The sequence below is a fragment of the Agarivorans sp. QJM3NY_25 genome (assembly GCF_050870875.2).
In the GTDB taxonomy this organism is placed as follows: Bacteria; Pseudomonadota; Gammaproteobacteria; order Enterobacterales; family Celerinatantimonadaceae; genus Agarivorans.
On the sequence record NZ_CP194041.2, the window covers coordinates 3,356,513 to 3,371,807 of the forward strand.

The 15,295-nt window shown below is 44.4% G+C and carries 13 protein-coding genes and 3 pseudogenes; 7 read left to right on the forward strand and 9 right to left on the reverse strand.

The genetic code is table 11. From position 1 onward, the window contains the following. Positions 1 to 158 precede the first annotated feature (158 nt). The 3 genes from ACRRSW_RS15385 to ACRRSW_RS15395 form a co-directional block, all read right to left on the reverse strand. On the reverse strand, positions 159 to 1,133 hold the full coding sequence (locus tag ACRRSW_RS15385) for an alpha/beta hydrolase family protein (RefSeq protein ID WP_432459782.1): 975 nt from the start codon (positions 1,131 to 1,133) through the stop codon (positions 159 to 161). A 1,038-nt stretch (positions 1,134 to 2,171) separates the two neighbouring features. After that, positions 2,172 to 3,164 carry a transposase gene (locus tag ACRRSW_RS15390; RefSeq protein WP_432452358.1) on the reverse strand — a complete coding sequence of 331 codons (993 nt, stop codon included), beginning with the start codon at positions 3,162 to 3,164 and terminating at the stop codon, positions 2,172 to 2,174. A 93-nt stretch (positions 3,165 to 3,257) separates the two neighbouring features. Further along, a complete protein-coding gene (locus tag ACRRSW_RS15395) occupies positions 3,258 to 4,139 on the reverse strand; it encodes a LysR family transcriptional regulator (protein ID WP_432452357.1) in 882 nt (293 codons plus the stop codon). A gap of 141 nt (positions 4,140 to 4,280) precedes the next feature. Between ACRRSW_RS15395 and ACRRSW_RS15400 the strand changes: the two genes are divergently transcribed. After that, positions 4,281 to 5,540, forward strand: coding sequence for an adenylosuccinate synthase (locus tag ACRRSW_RS15400; protein ID WP_432459783.1), 1,260 nt, complete (start codon positions 4,281 to 4,283; stop codon positions 5,538 to 5,540). Between the two features lie 702 nt (positions 5,541 to 6,242). On the opposite strand, the gene ACRRSW_RS15405 is transcribed toward ACRRSW_RS15400, so the two are convergent. Both ACRRSW_RS15405 and ACRRSW_RS15410 read right to left on the reverse strand, forming a co-directional pair. Then, complete coding sequence (locus ACRRSW_RS15405; RefSeq protein WP_432459784.1) at positions 6,243 to 6,977, reverse strand: hypothetical protein; 735 nt, start codon at positions 6,975 to 6,977, stop codon at positions 6,243 to 6,245. Between the two features lie 404 nt (positions 6,978 to 7,381). Next, positions 7,382 to 7,534: pseudogene (locus ACRRSW_RS15410) on the reverse strand (helix-turn-helix domain-containing protein); the annotation flags it as partial. Positions 7,535 to 8,326: 792 nt separating this feature from the next. On the opposite strand from ACRRSW_RS15410, the pseudogene ACRRSW_RS15415 reads away from it, so the two are divergent. Then, a pseudogene (locus ACRRSW_RS15415) lies at positions 8,327 to 8,596 on the forward strand (transposase); the annotation flags it as partial. A gap of 5 nt (positions 8,597 to 8,601) precedes the next feature. Here the strand turns inward: ACRRSW_RS15415 and ACRRSW_RS15420 are convergent. After that, positions 8,602 to 8,904, reverse strand: a complete 303-nt coding sequence (locus ACRRSW_RS15420) for a hypothetical protein (RefSeq protein ID WP_432459785.1) — start codon at positions 8,902 to 8,904, stop codon at positions 8,602 to 8,604. A gap of 106 nt (positions 8,905 to 9,010) precedes the next feature. Next, on the reverse strand, positions 9,011 to 9,331 hold the full coding sequence (locus ACRRSW_RS15425) for a DUF6434 domain-containing protein (protein ID WP_432459786.1): 321 nt from the start codon (positions 9,329 to 9,331) through the stop codon (positions 9,011 to 9,013). A gap of 424 nt (positions 9,332 to 9,755) precedes the next feature. Between ACRRSW_RS15425 and ACRRSW_RS15430 the strand changes: the two genes are divergently transcribed. The 4 genes and pseudogenes from ACRRSW_RS15430 to ACRRSW_RS15445 all read left to right on the forward strand — a co-directional run bounded on the left by ACRRSW_RS15430 (position 9,756) and on the right by ACRRSW_RS15445 (position 13,071). Beyond that, a complete protein-coding gene (locus ACRRSW_RS15430; protein ID WP_432459228.1) occupies positions 9,756 to 10,880 on the forward strand; it encodes an ISAs1 family transposase in 1,125 nt (374 codons plus the stop codon). A gap of 436 nt (positions 10,881 to 11,316) precedes the next feature. Next, positions 11,317 to 12,546: pseudogene (locus ACRRSW_RS15435) on the forward strand (ISL3 family transposase). 166 nt (positions 12,547 to 12,712) lie between these two features. Further along, on the forward strand, positions 12,713 to 12,799 hold the full coding sequence (locus ACRRSW_RS15440; protein ID WP_432461124.1) for a hypothetical protein: 87 nt from the start codon (positions 12,713 to 12,715) through the stop codon (positions 12,797 to 12,799). Between the two features lie 14 nt (positions 12,800 to 12,813). Then, positions 12,814 to 13,071 carry a tyrosine-type recombinase/integrase gene (locus ACRRSW_RS15445; protein WP_432459787.1) on the forward strand — a complete coding sequence of 86 codons (258 nt, stop codon included), beginning with the start codon at positions 12,814 to 12,816 and terminating at the stop codon, positions 13,069 to 13,071. 6 nt (positions 13,072 to 13,077) lie between these two features. On the opposite strand, the gene ACRRSW_RS15450 is transcribed toward ACRRSW_RS15445, so the two are convergent. Both ACRRSW_RS15450 and ACRRSW_RS15455 read right to left on the reverse strand, forming a co-directional pair. Further along, complete coding sequence (locus tag ACRRSW_RS15450) at positions 13,078 to 13,641, reverse strand: hypothetical protein (RefSeq protein WP_432459788.1); 564 nt, start codon at positions 13,639 to 13,641, stop codon at positions 13,078 to 13,080. After that, positions 13,638 to 13,994 carry a DUF805 domain-containing protein gene (locus ACRRSW_RS15455; protein WP_432459789.1) on the reverse strand — a complete coding sequence of 119 codons (357 nt, stop codon included), beginning with the start codon at positions 13,992 to 13,994 and terminating at the stop codon, positions 13,638 to 13,640. Before ACRRSW_RS15455 ends, ACRRSW_RS15450 begins: the two co-directional genes overlap by 4 nt. 218 nt (positions 13,995 to 14,212) lie before the next feature. On the opposite strand from ACRRSW_RS15455, the gene ACRRSW_RS15460 reads away from it, so the two are divergent. After that, positions 14,213 to 15,268 (forward strand): helix-turn-helix domain-containing protein, encoded by a 1,056-nt coding sequence (locus ACRRSW_RS15460; protein ID WP_432459790.1) that lies wholly within the window; start codon positions 14,213 to 14,215, stop codon positions 15,266 to 15,268. The last annotated feature ends 27 nt before the right edge of the window (positions 15,269 to 15,295 follow it).

Consider the following 15,295-nt stretch of genomic DNA (forward strand, 5'->3'; position numbering starts at 1 on the left):
ACTGAAGCATAGCAGTTCACAAGCTCAGATCTTCGACCGTATTAAATCCAACAAGGCAGGGTTTTAGTCACTACGAAAGTGACGTTCACCAGTTAGAAGCTGGGTATTATTTAGTTATATATGCACTTAGAGGGCTTGGTCGTTTTTCCAAACATGAGTTACGGGACTTTAATTAGATTTTTACGAAAAAAATAAATCATATCGGTGTTAAATTTTTTGTGAAAAGCGGCTCGGTCAAAATTTGGTTTGTCTATACAAAGCTCTGGTAATGTTTTAGCTAACTTGGGGGGACATGTGGTCAAAAAAGAGAAATGGCCTGCATTGGGAACAAGATGGAAAGTTGGCTTCATGGGCAGATTATGCGCGATAGCGGGAACATCTTTTGGGGACACACCATGCCCCCCTTCTTGAGATGCCCAGAGCTCGATTGGCTTAGTGATATGTTTCAAACTGTCTGATGTTGCAAAGACATTGCTCAAAGGATCGGCAATCACATAAGCCATGATCCGAGGATCGCTGCTGGGGGGTAACATAGGCAATTGCTTTATGTTTGCATGGTCACACGTTGCGCCGGTCCTGTCGGAACATGGAATGAGCAGTTTCTCAAAATCAGGAGCCGCCCCTGCTAGGACAAGACCGGTATAACCACCACGTGAAAAGCCAAAAAAACCAATAGAATTTGGGTTTATTGATGCCACGTCTGGTGATGAGGTTAGCATGAAGTTAATGAGCCGTTTGACATCCATCGGGCGAGTAATCAAAGCTTTAAGATTATGAAATCTTGTTTTATTTGTAGATGTATCATCAGGATGGTTGAGTGACACCACTATAAAGCCTGCATTAGCGAGAGCTGTTGCTGTGTCATGATGGCTGAGGCTCGACCCGCCAAACCCATGTGAAATAATAATGAGAGGCAAGTGTTCTCCAGCAACGGGACAATCACGAACCCCAAGAAGAACAAACGGTCCGGCCAGTATTTCACCTGAGGCGCTAGAGCATGGTGACCATTGCACGGCGTTTATTGCAGGGCCTTTGTTATCAGCAGGAACTACTATTTTTTTTATACCAACGGAATGCGCGATGGATGCTGTAAAACAGAGTACAACAGCGAGGAGCATCATTGTAAATTGCATTGCTCTTTCCTAAAGACGATATCCAACCAAGCGAAGTATGGACATCCATGATAAAAACTATAGGACAGAGAAGCGAAGTATGGACATCCATGATAAAAACTATAGGACAGTAACAGTATTAGTGAAGTGAACACAACTGCAATCATTTAGTCCTCAGGCGTTAATCATGCTGATTGGTGGCTGAATTCACACTAGGTGGCTCAGTTTCGTGATTTCTGGGCCAATGTACGAAGTATGGACATCCATGATAAAAATAATAAGCGAAGTATTACGCGAAGTATGGACATCCATGATAAATACGAAGTATGGACATCCATGATAAAAAGGACACGAAGTATGGACATCCATGATAAAAACTATAGGACAGTAACAGTATTAGTGAAGTGAACACAACTGCAATCATTTTACGAAGTATGGACATCCATGATAAAAACTACAGGGACAGTAACAACGTTAGTGAAGTGAACACCACTACAATCATTTAGTTCTGAGGCGATTGTCATGCCGATTAACGGCTAAATTCACAGTAGGTGACTCAGTTTGGTGATTTCTGGGCCAATGTGCGCCTCAGCAAGGTATCACCACCGATACAATACTGATGATTAAGACATAGTTCGCAAGTAAGCTCGCGCCTAAGCGCGATTTAGCAAACGTTTACTGCAACTTAAACCGGCCGTTCGTTGACAAGCGAAGTATGGACATCCATGATAAAAACACAAAGACAGTAACAACGTTAGTGAAGTGAAGTACGAAGTATGGACATCCATAATAAAAATAGTACGAAGTATGGACATCCATAATAAAAATAGTACGAAGTATGGACATCCATGATAAAAACTACAGGGACAGTAACAGCGTTAGTGAAGTGAACACCACTGCAATCATTTAGTCCTCAGGCTATTGTCATGCCGATCAATGGGTAAATTCACAGTAGGTGACTCAGTTTGGTGATTTCTGGGCCAATGTGCGCCTCAGCAAGGCAAGGTATCCCCCCATACAAGGCTGATGATTGAGGGTGGTTCGAAAGTAAGCTCGCGCTTAAGCGCGGTTTAGCAAACGTTTGCTGCAACTTAAACCGGCCGTTCGTTGATGCCCCATATGCCGATGATATTGTCTGAGCAAGCGCTCTTGACCGACTGCGCCAGAAAAGTGCCGTTCAAACTCACCGCTTAAAGTCAGCCACTGTGCTTCATTTATCCCTAAGCGTTGGATGATGGAACTTTCGCCACTGTCGATGTCACCCCGTTTATCTTCTCTTACCATGTGTCCAGTCATATCGACTAACTCAAGGTAGTCTTTCAGCTCAAAGGGTAAGCCTTGGGGCATCGGCTCTCTTGGGTTACCCACAAAGGGAAACAGGTTTGTTGCCTGGGCTTGTTTTAGCTGAGCTGCTTTTGCTCGTCGCTGTACGCTGGTATGGGCAGAGTCCTCTGGTGTGCTCGCCATCTTGGCTCTGATGGGGTTTAGGTCTACGTAAGCCATACACGCCATGAGGGCGGCTTCATCCAAAAGCGCTTGGGATTTAAAGCGTCCTTCCCAAAATCGACCGGTACATTGGTCTTCTTGATTGGCGGCTCGCGCAATGTGTTCGTTTAAATGGCGCATAAACCAGCTTAAGTCATACAGGCGAGTCCGATACACTTCGGCGGTGGCGCGAATGGCTTGTAGTTGCACCTCACTCAACTGCGGACGTAATTCAAGGTTGAGATACATCTGAGTCAGTAAGGTGCCCTGATGCAAGCTATGCCAGCGTTCTAAGACTTCATCCATTGACCAGGCTTCTGCTTGTTGCGGATTAACATGTAGCACGAGGTGGGTATGATTACTCATGACAGCATAAGCACAAACATCAATGGCGAACACCGACGCCAATTTGAGTAGATAATCCTCGACCCACTGGCGGCGGTGCTCATAGCTTTTACCACTTACCTTGTCTTCGCCACACAGAAACGCCCGTCGAACACAACGGGAAACACAATGATAGTAGAGTGTATCCGATAAGCTCACCTGCGAGCGTCTTGACCGAGGCATAATAATAACTCCCCAAATAAACCACTATTGATAGTTTAGACTATTAAAAGCGTTTCGTTAGTTGAGGTGGGTGTCATGATTATTCCATAGTGATTAATATTCGTTTCGATTCTCTTGCAACAAGGTAATTCCTTGATTCACCCAATGAAGAAGTTGCTTGATGGCTTTGGATAAAATCTGGTTTTGCCGAACAATGTAACCCAACTCTGTCGTAGGAAAATCAGCTAAAGGTGTGACTAATGACTTGAGATAACGCGGCGTTGATAGTGCAAACTCTGGAACAATAGCCACTCCGAACCCCGCTTCTGCCCAATCAATTTGCGCATCTACGCTGCCAACCTCCATCACTCTATAATTAGTTAAATTGAGCGTAGGTAATGCGTTATCAATGAGATCTCTGGTACGGGTATCATGACCGAGCAAGATCAAGGTTAACTCTTTGTCTTGCTCTGTACCTCGTTCAAACCCAAAGCCTAATGCAACCCACTTTACCTGCTGTAATTCAACAAAATGCAATGGTTGCGTCTGTTTTTGGGAGATAACAAACCCTAGGTCAGCCTCAGCATTTCTAACAAGTTCAGAAGCTTGCGATGACGTGGTATTTAATAACACGATATCGATTCCTGGGTACTCACCTTTAAACAACTTAAACGCTTCAATGAGTAACATACGAGAGATAATGTCGCTGGCCGCGATAGTAATCGTACCTTTATTCAGATCATTGAGAGCATTAAGATCAGCTTGGCAAACCTGTAATTCTTGTAGCGTTCGTTGGCTACTTTCAAGTAAGCGTTCACCCGCTTGAGTTAAGTGGAATGGGCTACGTTCAATGAGCTTAACGCTAGTAGCTTGCTCTAATTGTTTAAGGTGTAAACTGACATTTGGTTGAGTCATATGCAATGCAATTGCAGCGTTGCCAAAATGCTTGCATTCCGCCAACGTAACAAAAGTTTTAAGCCAATGGATATCCAGCATCGTTTCACCTTTTATGTGGGCTAAGCTAAGCGATATGAATATTAATCATATGAAATTATTATCAAGTTAATCACTATAATTAATTTCTCTTATTAGATCGACAAGTTTAAGATGATTTCACAATCAAATCGGAGATATATTATGTCGTCTATTGTCGTTGTGGGTGCCAATTGGGGAGATGAAGGTAAAGGCCGTATTGTTGACTTTTTAGCATCAGATGCTTCTGCCAGTATTCGTTTTCAAGGTGGCAATAATGCCGGACATACCGTTGTTAATGACTTCGGCACGTTCAAACTGCACCAGCTGCCAAGCGGAATTTTCAATCCAAACTGTATTGCTGTTCTTGGCCCAGGCATGGTGATTAGCCCAGCGGCACTAACTGAAGAGATTGAAGAAGTTAAGGCAACGGGAGTGGATGTGAATTTGTGTATCTCAGATCGTGCTACCTTGTGTCTACCTCTACATGCACTTGAAGATACATTAGAAGAACAAAGACTCGGTGATGCAGCCTACGGCTCTACTCGTCAGGGTATTGCACCAGCTTACGGCGATCGTGTCATGAAGAAAGGCATTTTAGTAGGTTGGTTGAATCAGCCCGACGTACTAGAGCAGCGAATTCAATTTATGCTAGATTGGAAAATTCCTCAGTTAAAAGCCTTATACCCAGATTGCGATTACTCGCAAAGTGCAGCAGAACTTACGGCATGGTTATTAGACATAACGAAATCTTGGCGTCCATTTATTTGTAACGTCACCGAGCCTCTTAAAGCGCTGCAAGCGACCAAAGCACAGCTATTATTTGAAGCTCAATTGGGCGCTGGCCGTGATCTCGTTTATGGGGAGTACCCTTGGACAACGTCATCAAATGTGACCGCTGCCTATGCCGGTATTGGCAGTGGTTTACCAGCATTGAGGCCAGAGCGTATTATCGCTGTCGCTAAGTCGTTTAGTTCATCAGTGGGTACAGGAACCTTAGTTACAGCGATGGACGAACAAGATAACTTCCGAGAAAGTTCGAATGAGTACGGCGCGGTTACAGGCCGCCCACGAGATATGGGGTACTTTGATGCGGTGGCGACTCGAAATGGGGTTGAACTGCAAGCCGCAACTGAGATTGCATTAACTAAAATAGACTGCTTAAGCGGTATGAAGGACCTTAGAATCTGTATTGCTTACAATGGCGAACACAGTGAAAATCCAATTTGGCCTCAAACTGCAGAGCTGCAACCTGTTTATGAAAAAATGCAGGGGTGGGATGAAGATATCACCGCTTGTCGTACTTTCGAGAGCCTTCCTCAAAGCGCGCAGGATTATATAACTCGCATCGAGGCGTTAATGGGAGTTCCGATCGTCATGGTTTCGGTTGGACCAGAACGAGAGCAAATGATCGTTCGTAGATAACGGTTTATTTAGCTAAGCCGTTCAATAAAAATCTAAGCTAGAACTAGCTATAGTAGCTTAGATTTTTATCTTCTTCGTATTACGACGACTTTAAAACACACTTCTGAATATAAATGAGTTTGGACTGGAACAAATATCGCTAGTTAACGATGGGTGTCTTGGATAGGCATTGGTCTACTTTTGCGCTTTGTCGTTCGTCACGGATGATGGTGAAATGTGCTTTGACGGTATCTAAATTCATGGCCCCTCCTCAAAATAGGGGACATAAGATCACACTCGACTCGTCAGGTCAATTTTGACCTCAAGTTGGGCAAAAAACATTCATGATCTTGCCCTGGGCAGGAACAAATACCGCTAGTTAACGATGGGTGTCCTGGATAGGCATTAGATATACATTAGATATACAATAGTCAGGCCATGCAAATCCATGTGCGGGATGCCAAAGGCGGGAACACCACAATCATGGGTGTCTTATATAATTTGGATATAGCACTGGATGCCAAAGGCGGGAACACCACAATCATGGGTGTCTTATATAATTCCCATTATATAATTCTTTTCGACTCTGATGACCGCGCTATGCTTCAGAGCGATAAAACAACCAAAAACGATTAACCCAAGTGTGGGTTAATTAAATTTCTCAATCACGCTATTGTAAAAGTGGCCCCAAAAAAGGAGCCTCAGAGAAATGCCAGTGTTTATTTACACTTTACGTCGAGCTGCGATGAGACTTGCGAGGCCCATTGCCAATAATGGTAAACCAGCTGGCGCAGGAACAGGCTGGCCTACATCACCCTCAACATCGGCGGTGTATATCGTTAGATTATCAAAAGCGGCATAGTTACCTGACAACAGATCAAACTCAAGTGTTACGCTACCATTGTTACCAGTTGTATCTAGTGCAACAATAAAGTTTGTCCAATCAAATACCGATTGGTCACTTGTGCTACTACCTGTAATTTGTGACGACGATAATAAGCTGCCCCCACTGTATAGGCTTAGTTGCATTGTTGGAGCGGTGCTTGAATTGAGCCCAGCTTGGTATCCACCATTTTGATAGCGGGCACCGATATTTGATAGATCTAGTTGAACATTCACAAAGTTATTGGATGTTGGGTCAAACGTTAAGAATAGTTTATCGTCCTGAAGGTGGGACAGCATGCTGATGGCGTAATCCCCTCCGGTACCTGATGGGTCTGAATAATAGGAACCGCCATGGGTTTTAATAGTCTCGACCGTGTTGGTCTGAGCAAAAGTAGACCCGAAGAGAGCGTTGACAGATTGCTGACTCATATCTTGATAGGAGCGGCTTTCAACCCAGTTAACAGGGTTGTCGAAATTGTTTTGATAGATGAGTCCGGCGGAGGCTGTACTACTTCCGAGAAACATAATGACTCCCGTTGCGATTCCTATTCTTATATTGGCTAGCTTATTCAATGGAATTCCCCTCTGTTAATTATTCAATAAGTTAAAAGTGTTACTAATTGTTGATTCAGGTTTATATTAACTTATTTCCGATTTCGATTCTTGCCCGTTGTAACGCCCTAATAACAGGCAAAATATGGTTGGCTAAAATACGAGCGAAGCGAGATAGCCAGCCGTATTTTGTCCTAGTTGATTAGCTTGTTATCAGCTACTTTAGATCTCCAATTTTTAATTTTCACTCTGTATCTACTAATTTGAGTAAAAATAGGAGCAACTACATTGAATAAAAACCAATTGTAATTTTCAGCTTCAATGACAGTATCATGATCTTCATAAGCTTGTTCTCGCCAAATTTCTACATCATGTACTGTAATATCTATGCAACTTAAAACACCTTCATCTGTCTTTTGATGCAGATACTGCTCCTTCTTACCACATCGCTTCAACTCTCGATAAATAGTTGAGCGGTGGCATTTAACTGTATTGGCAATTTCTGGTACTGAAATCCCCTGTTCCAAAAGGGCTGAAATCTGATATCTTCTCCCCTCGGTCAACTGCTGATAATTCATGGTAGTACTGCTTGTTTCTTTGGCGAGAAGAGCGTACCACTTTCGGCAGTTGGCTTCCTCTTCTACACCTTTCCATGAATGTCGCAGTTATTATCTGAAATCGGGTCTTTAAATTTTAGATCAAGGATATATTTAACATTAGAGCCATAGCATTTATCTTTATATGTTGATCTCATTGGATGGATTACAGAAATCATACTATTTTTGAAGTATTCAAAAACAGGATCCCAACTTTTTATCCAGTCGTTAACTTTATATTTTCCATCAGAAGTAGACAAAACAATTCTAGTGGTTACTTTTTTGAACTCCATAAATCATTAAGCTTAATCCTGTTAATGTTGAATGCATAAAAATAAATGGGATCGTAAGTCTTAGAATACACTTCAAATGGCTGAAATATTAAAGGAGTATCTTCAAAATCTTCAATTTCGACGTAGTTATTACGTCCAACTAGCAGATATATTTTAAAAATCACTGTTGCTCTATCTTTCATATTTTCTAGATATATACTGATGACATACTTATCATCACAATACACTGTGGAAGTTACTGAGTGCCTCCCCCTTATTTGCGATCCCGATTTTAAAAGATAAGTTTTCACTGTGTATATTAAGGCAGTAACTGATACCAGAAGAGCCACAATTGAATTGATTACAGAAATATATGAGTCCAAAACTACTCCTTCGATTTGCAGCTAACGTCTAAATTAAGGGGGCTTTGTTGCTTAAATAGGATTGAACCTTTCAGCCTCTCGGCGATCTGATCGTTAAACCACTATAGTCAGGTCGTATCATGGGTAAAGCAAAAGGCAACATCGTCAACTGGAAGCAATACAACAAGGCCTTAACCCAGCGAGGCTCAATAACTTTTTGGCTGGATGAGGCTGCGATAACACAATGGCACAACCACACCCCGACAGGACGCCGCGGTCGCAGCAATACCTACAGCGATAAAGCCATTAGTACAGCTTTGATGATAAAAAGTGTATTTAAGCTTCCTCTTCGTGCCTTGGAAGGTTTTATCAACTCAGTATTTCAACTGATGGATGTCGGCCTTAAATCAATAGCCTAATCACTTATGCACTTTATACCCTTGTTAAGGGTACCTGCCTTACCAAAAAATGGATGCACCCGATCGATAAACTTGACGAGAGAATGGCGAGACTTAATTCGTTTATTAATTTTTGCCGTCTCAAGCTCTTCTGCTATCAGTTTAGCTCTTTGACCATCAATTTTTGGGCCATTGTAAAACTCGTTCCAAAGCCACTCTAAGTTTGGGAAACCATCTTCTTTTGTGATAATCATGAAAAAATCTTCTTCGCTATAATGAATCTTTTCATTTTTACCATCTAGGTACATATCAAAAGCCATATAGCTCCTTACACATAACGCCAGGCTAAATTGTGAGGCGCGCTTGCGCGCCGAGTCAATTTGAGCCACTGGTTATGTGGCATTTCGGACGTCGTCATTCTGTCCATTACTTTTGCTCTCGCCGCTGCCATTCTAATGCCACCTCACCCATTGTTTTAGGATTTCCATCCTTTATCCAGGCCATGAATTCTCGATTAAATGTGAATTCAGAACCGCAAATGCCCTTTAAAAAACGGCGTACGTTTTGGGTGTTTCTATATGTGTTCGTTACTGGCGTTTCTGCTGTGATTCTATCGCTATGCCAATCGAATTTATTCATCGCTAGGTATTCACTCTCATGCCACATAACGCCAAGCTCAGGCGCATTGCGAGCTTGACCGATTTTTTGCGCTTTTGCCCTTACAGCAAAAAGCGGGCGAGTTTGCAATGTGATCTTGACCCGATTAATTGCCTTGTTAGCAGTTGATTATACGGGACTTAACTTAAACTCTCGTATACCACCTTTAATAATTGGGATTATTTTCTCTCGCTTTACCCAAGGCTTTAAGCGTGCAGGGAGCCGACTTAGCCAATGTCCATTAGGCCCATAACTTACCCCCCTCAAATTTGAAAGTTGTGAAGAAGTTGGCATATTTTTCTTGCTGATAATATCCAAGAAATGCTCAGCCTCCTCAATAGAAGAAAATTCGAGTTCAACACCGAGGGCATTAATAACTAAAACAGGAAAACCCTTGCACGGAATACTTCTAGGAAGAGGCAGGGTGAGATCGCGAACGTTTTTTGAGCAAGCACAAGCTATTTGACCTGACGTTCGCGCTGTGATCTTATACTCCCTTTTTCGGGAGCCCTCCATGACCATCGACGTATTTTTTGAGCATTTCGCCAGCATTAAAGATCCTCGCCAAAGCGCTAAAGTAAGCTATCCGCTGTTCGATGTGATGTTCCTTACCGTATGTGCAACTATTGGCGGAGCCAAAGGTTGGGAGGATATCGAAGATTTTGGTGAAGCCCACTTCAACTGGTTACGTGAAAAGGGCCTGTTTGCTTCAGGCCTACCAGTACACGATACCATTGCTCGGTTGATTTCACGGCTTGACCCATCGCAGTTTCAGCAGTGCTTCAGCAAGTGGATGTTAGCGGTGAGTGAGCAAACCGGTGGGCAGCTAATCGCAGTAGACGGCAAGGTGCTCCGCAGCTCCTACAGTCGGGATGACCGCAAGTCTACGATACACATGGTCAGCGCGTTTGCCACCGCCAATGGTGTCGTAATGGGGCAAGTAAAAACCGATGCTAAATCCAACGAAATTACCGCTATCCCAGAGCTGCTCAATGCACTAGAGCTCAAGGGGGCGCTTGTATCGATAGATGCCATGGGTTGCCAAACCAATATCGCAAAAACCATAACAGACAGAAAAGCGGATTACTTGCTGGCAGTAAAAGGTAATCAAGAGTCACTCTATAACGCTGTGCAAGCTCAACTGAACCCCGTAATTGATGACCCCATTGTATGTATAGAGAAAGGCCGAGGCCGCAAGGAGGCGAGAGCCTATGCGGTGCTGCCTGCCAACGAGCTGGCGAAAGAGTTCGCGCATTGGCCCGGGCTGAAAACGCTCGGTGTTGCAATGGGTTATCGCATGGCAGCTAACGGCAAAGAGTCGCTAGAGTACCGCTACTACATCAGCTCGGCAGAGTTGAACAAAGAACAATTCGCTGATGCAGTGCGAGGCCATTGGGGTATCGAAAACAGCCTTCACTGGGTGCTTGATACATCGTTCAACGAAGATGACTGCCAAATCTACCGAGAGAACGCTGCTGAGCTTTTGGCGATTATCCGCCATATAGCACTGAACCTGCTGCGACAGGAAAAGGGTAAAAAGGCCAGTATCAGACGTAAGCAAAATATCGCGGCAATGAATACGACTTACCTTGAACAGGTGCTATCGGCAGGGTTCTCGCGGGATGAGAGCAAAAAGTAACCATTCACGCTCTCACCCTGTAGGAAGAGGAGGATCAAACTTAGTAGCATTTGACCACACTTCACTATCTAGGTGTTTATGCACCCAAAAGCTCAAAGGGCTTGGTGTATATTCCACTCTATATTCGATACGCCATTTTTTCATAGTTTAGACTGCTAACAGTATATTAATATGCAAATTCCCATCTTTCACGCATGCGAAGTTACCACCTATCACGCACCACAGAAACTCACACACCCTTTAATATTCAATTTTATCAACAGCATATCAGTGAATCACCATTTTGACCATGCGTGAAAGATGGTCATGCATTTGCAGAAAGATGGGAACCCACTTAACTGTATATAATCGGCTCTTCACCGAATGTAGTGGAAACACTTTCAACAAACATTAATGAGCGAGATAATAAGTAAACGTTCATTAATACCTCGCGACTATGCAAGACACGACGCTTTATCAATCCATTCTTGGATTAACTCATCCTTGAGCTGTTTCATCTGTTGAACTCAATGAGTCAACCCAAACCATCACCGTACGCGTTGACTATGACCGAGGCTCATTAACGGCTTGCCCCTCTTGCGGTAAGGCTGTTCGTCGACACGATACTCGGCGGCGGGTTTGGCGACATTTAGATACCTGTCAGTTTGAAACGCGTATTGAGGCTGAAGTCCCTCGAGCTGATTGCCCAGAGCATGGAGTGCAAACACTTCAAGTGCCTTGGGCGACAAGTAACAGTCGCTACACAGAGCTGTTTGAGGCTCGCGTTATAGAGATGCTTAAAGTCAGTTCCTTATACGCGGTGAGTAAAACCTATCGGCTTAGCTGGGGAGCCATCGACCGTATTATGGCACGAGCCGTTCAACGCGGTCTGACAGCCAGAACCACCATCAACTACCAAGACCTGTTGGTCGATGAAACGGCATTTAAGAAAGGCCATGACTATGTCACGGTATTATCCAATCGTGATGGTCAGGTGATATCGGTTGAAGACGGTCGAACAGGCCTGAGCCTATCTGCTTGCTTTAAGGCATTGCCCCCTGAGTCAATAATGGTTACACGTTCCATATTGATGGACATGAGCAGAGCGTATATAAACGCAGCATATGATTACTTCGGTGAGCGGGCTAAGCAGATGATAGCCATAGACCATTTTCATATCGCAAAGGTCCTCACTAAAGCGGTGAATGAAGTGAGAAAAAGCGAACTCATGGCGTTGCCCCAGCATTTAAAAAGAGAGTGCCACCAAACACGGTATGGATGGTTAAAACGAAACAGCCACCTACATGGGACATTGAGAGAAAGAGTGAATGCGCTGGCCAAAATGATGCAAAATACTGGCTTGAGCTGGATATTCAAAGAGCAAGCAAGAGCCATTTGGTATGGCGATGCAGCTAACGCCAAAGCGGCTTGGAATGATTGGTTGGCACTCATAAAGGTCAGTCAAATCAGGCCGATGATGACAGCAGCAGAAACCGTGAAAACGCACTTAAAGGGCATCATCAATGCGATGCGTTATAAGGTATCAAATGGCTTGGCAGAAGCGATAAATGGAAACATTCAGCGCCTAAAAATACGTTCGATGGGTTTTAGAAATAAAGAACGCTTTAAGCGAGCTATTTTATTTCACTTTGGAGGGCTTGATATGACTTTCCACCAAGAACGGTGAAGAGCCATATAATCACAGTACAAAGGTCGACATATGAGCCCATCATATCTCGCGTTTATCGAGGATAAAAATACGTTTAATACGCTTTAGAGAAACAACAATTCGAAGGGACTTAGCATGGATATAGCGCTTTATTTTATTCAACCCAAAACGCAATCCCAAAGACATACACAACCGAGAAGCTGAGCATTTTTTGAGCGAGCTGGCTAACCAAAGGGAGCTCGCACCACAAAGTCAGGCCCTTGCCTCTTAAATGCACTGGTATTTTTGAGCCAGTCATTTGCCAACCACCTTTTGCCAGCCAGCTATTGCAGCGCCCACCTATTACAACGAGGCTCCGACATTAGAACCATTCAAGCGCAACTGGGGCGTAGCGATATCCGAACCACCCAAATCTATACTCATCTATTAAATACCGGGTCGATGACCTCGCCAGCCCCTGAGACTCGATTTAAATCAGCTTTAGCTCAAATGAAAACGAGCGCAGTCCCGTATGACTGCGCCGATGCGTTGCCAACAAACTAAGCCGGTTTATTTGCCAGTCGCCACTGCCGCGGTAAAATGCGCTGCCGCCTTACAGCTCGCTTGACGCCAACGGCTGCTAAACCACGAGCTCCAAAACTTTCGCGGATGTAAGATAAAACCCTGTTGCAAACTTAGCCCTGACTCGATCCCAATATCGCCTCGCACAGCACTATTGGGCAGGCTCAGTACCCAATCTTCACTAACCACTTGCTCGCCAGCTTTCAAGCGCTCAGATACCGCTTTACTGTAAACCACCAAGCGGATCGGCTTGGCTTTGGCAATCTCGATCCCCTGACCATCAAAGCCACCCGCAATCACTGGAAATGATGGGATCACGCACACTTCGCCGGGCTCGCCTTTGGCCACATAGATCCCTTTGCCACTGATCCCATGCAAGTACAACAACTGTCCTTCGCTGGCATTTTCAACATAAACCACACCCTGTGCGCCAGCAGGAATGCTTGGCAAGTCGACTTCTTTCGCCACAATAAAGGGAATATGCGTTAATAAATAAATCAAGCTGAATAGCAACGATAAGTTCACTCCAACATTCATCAATTTGTGATTCATAAATGGCTCCCTTGTAACGGAAATTGATCAAATGCATGGCGACCCGGTAATCCGGGCTGGGCCAAAAGAAACAATAGCAACAAGGGCCCAACCAGCGGAATCACCATCAATAACAAGTACCATCCCGAACGCCCAGTATCATGTAAACGTCGAACAGTTAGCGCAAGCATCGGGAGAAAACAGCTCAAACTATACACAATATCGACCCAGGCGGGCGTCACTCCAGTGAGCTCTAAAATCAGTACGCTTAGCCCCAGCAACAGATTTACCGCAAAAAACATCCAAAATGCTTCTCTGGAACTTCGCCCACTAAACACCAACGCATATTTCCATGCTTGCCAATACCATTTCATGATTCATTCTCCACAATTAAACGCTAAGCGATACGCAGCAAATGTGCTGCTAAACCACCCTAGAATGCGGTAATTGGGGGAATGAAGCGTCCTAGAACAGGTTCGAGGACGCCCTAAAACGGGTTTAAGGACGCGGGGTGCTTCTCCCCACCGCTGAAGCTAGGTATGCTTGCCTAATGAAAATGACAACTTAGCCTTGAAAGGAAAATGGAATTGTTATGTTGGCTATCCCCTTACCCATGGTGGTATCTCTGTTATTGGTGATGCTGGCGCTGAGCCTGATGGTGCAAAACCCCGAGCAAGCAAAAAATGGTGGCTTATTTTTACTGCTGTGTGCTTTAACCACCGCGGTGGTTGGCTTACGTTGGACAGTTGATGCGACGATTTTGCATTTCCTGGCCCCCATTTTGGCGTCTTTGATCCCGGTTGCCGCCTGGTATTACTTTAGCAAAGCCCATCACGCCAAAGGTTTATCACGATTACATGCCTTGGGCCCAATACTGGTGACCCTCGCCTGGTTTATTCATAGCTGGCTCCCCCTATTAGATATCGCCTTAACCACACTTTACCTGGCTTATGGGCTTGCATTGCTGCGAAGTTCCCTGGCCAAGGATGAACTGCCGGAACAAGTACAATTATCGGCGATTGAATGGGCAAGAAAGTCGGAGCGCATCGCCGGGCTGATGTTGTTATTTTCGGCGATGATCGATACCAGTATTTCCTTAGATTTTGTCTGGTACCAAGGACAACATGCTCGCTATATTCTGAGCCTTGGGCACGCATTTTTGTTACCGATGCTGTCGTTGGCAGTGGTTTTTGTGAGCCTGAGTACCCGCGCCAGTGACCAGCAAACTGGTGCAGCAGTGCTTAAGCCCAGCGATTTGCAAAGCGCGGCTAAAGACCAAAACGCGCCTCCCTTAAGCCAGCAACAAGCCCAGCAAATAGTGCAACAGCTCGATCAACTGATGCTAAATAAACAAGCCTTTCTCGACCCCGATTTAACCCTTGATCGCTTATCTCGTAAACTGGGGATCCCGGCGCGAAAAATATCGATTGCAGTAAATAAAATATACGGCCGCAACGTGTCCAAGGTGGTTAACGAATACCGTATCACCCAAGCCAAAAACTTAATGGCGAATAGCCATGACACCCTCACTCAAATTTACCTGAATGCCGGTTTTCAAACTAAATCTAACTTTAATCGTGAATTTAAACGGGTGACTGGCCAAAGCCCCAGTCAGTTTCGAGACTCACTCAATCACGCCAAGCCTTAAACCGCTAGTTTCCAAGTCCCCCGCCAA

What these genes read in the sequence shown, in the direction of transcription:
- ACRRSW_RS15385 (WP_432459782.1), bottom strand. Translation starts at nt 1,133, where the DNA reads ATGCAATTTACAATGATGCTCCTCGCTGTTGTACTCTGTTTTACAGCA.
- ACRRSW_RS15390 (WP_432452358.1), bottom strand. Translation starts at nt 3,164, where the DNA reads ATGCCTCGGTCAAGACGCTCGCAGGTGAGCTTATCGGATACACTCTAC.
- ACRRSW_RS15395 (WP_432452357.1), bottom strand. Translation starts at nt 4,139, where the DNA reads ATGCTGGATATCCATTGGCTTAAAACTTTTGTTACGTTGGCGGAATGC.
- ACRRSW_RS15400 (WP_432459783.1), top strand. Translation starts at nt 4,281, where the DNA reads ATGTCGTCTATTGTCGTTGTGGGTGCCAATTGGGGAGATGAAGGTAAA.
- ACRRSW_RS15420 (WP_432459785.1), bottom strand. Translation starts at nt 8,904, where the DNA reads ATGGCTTTTGATATGTACCTAGATGGTAAAAATGAAAAGATTCATTAT.
- ACRRSW_RS15430 (WP_432459228.1), top strand. Translation starts at nt 9,756, where the DNA reads ATGACCATCGACGTATTTTTTGAGCATTTCGCCAGCATTAAAGATCCT.
- ACRRSW_RS15450 (WP_432459788.1), bottom strand. Translation starts at nt 13,641, where the DNA reads ATGAATCACAAATTGATGAATGTTGGAGTGAACTTATCGTTGCTATTC.
- ACRRSW_RS15455 (WP_432459789.1), bottom strand. Translation starts at nt 13,994, where the DNA reads ATGAAATGGTATTGGCAAGCATGGAAATATGCGTTGGTGTTTAGTGGG.
- ACRRSW_RS15460 (WP_432459790.1), top strand. Translation starts at nt 14,213, where the DNA reads ATGTTGGCTATCCCCTTACCCATGGTGGTATCTCTGTTATTGGTGATG.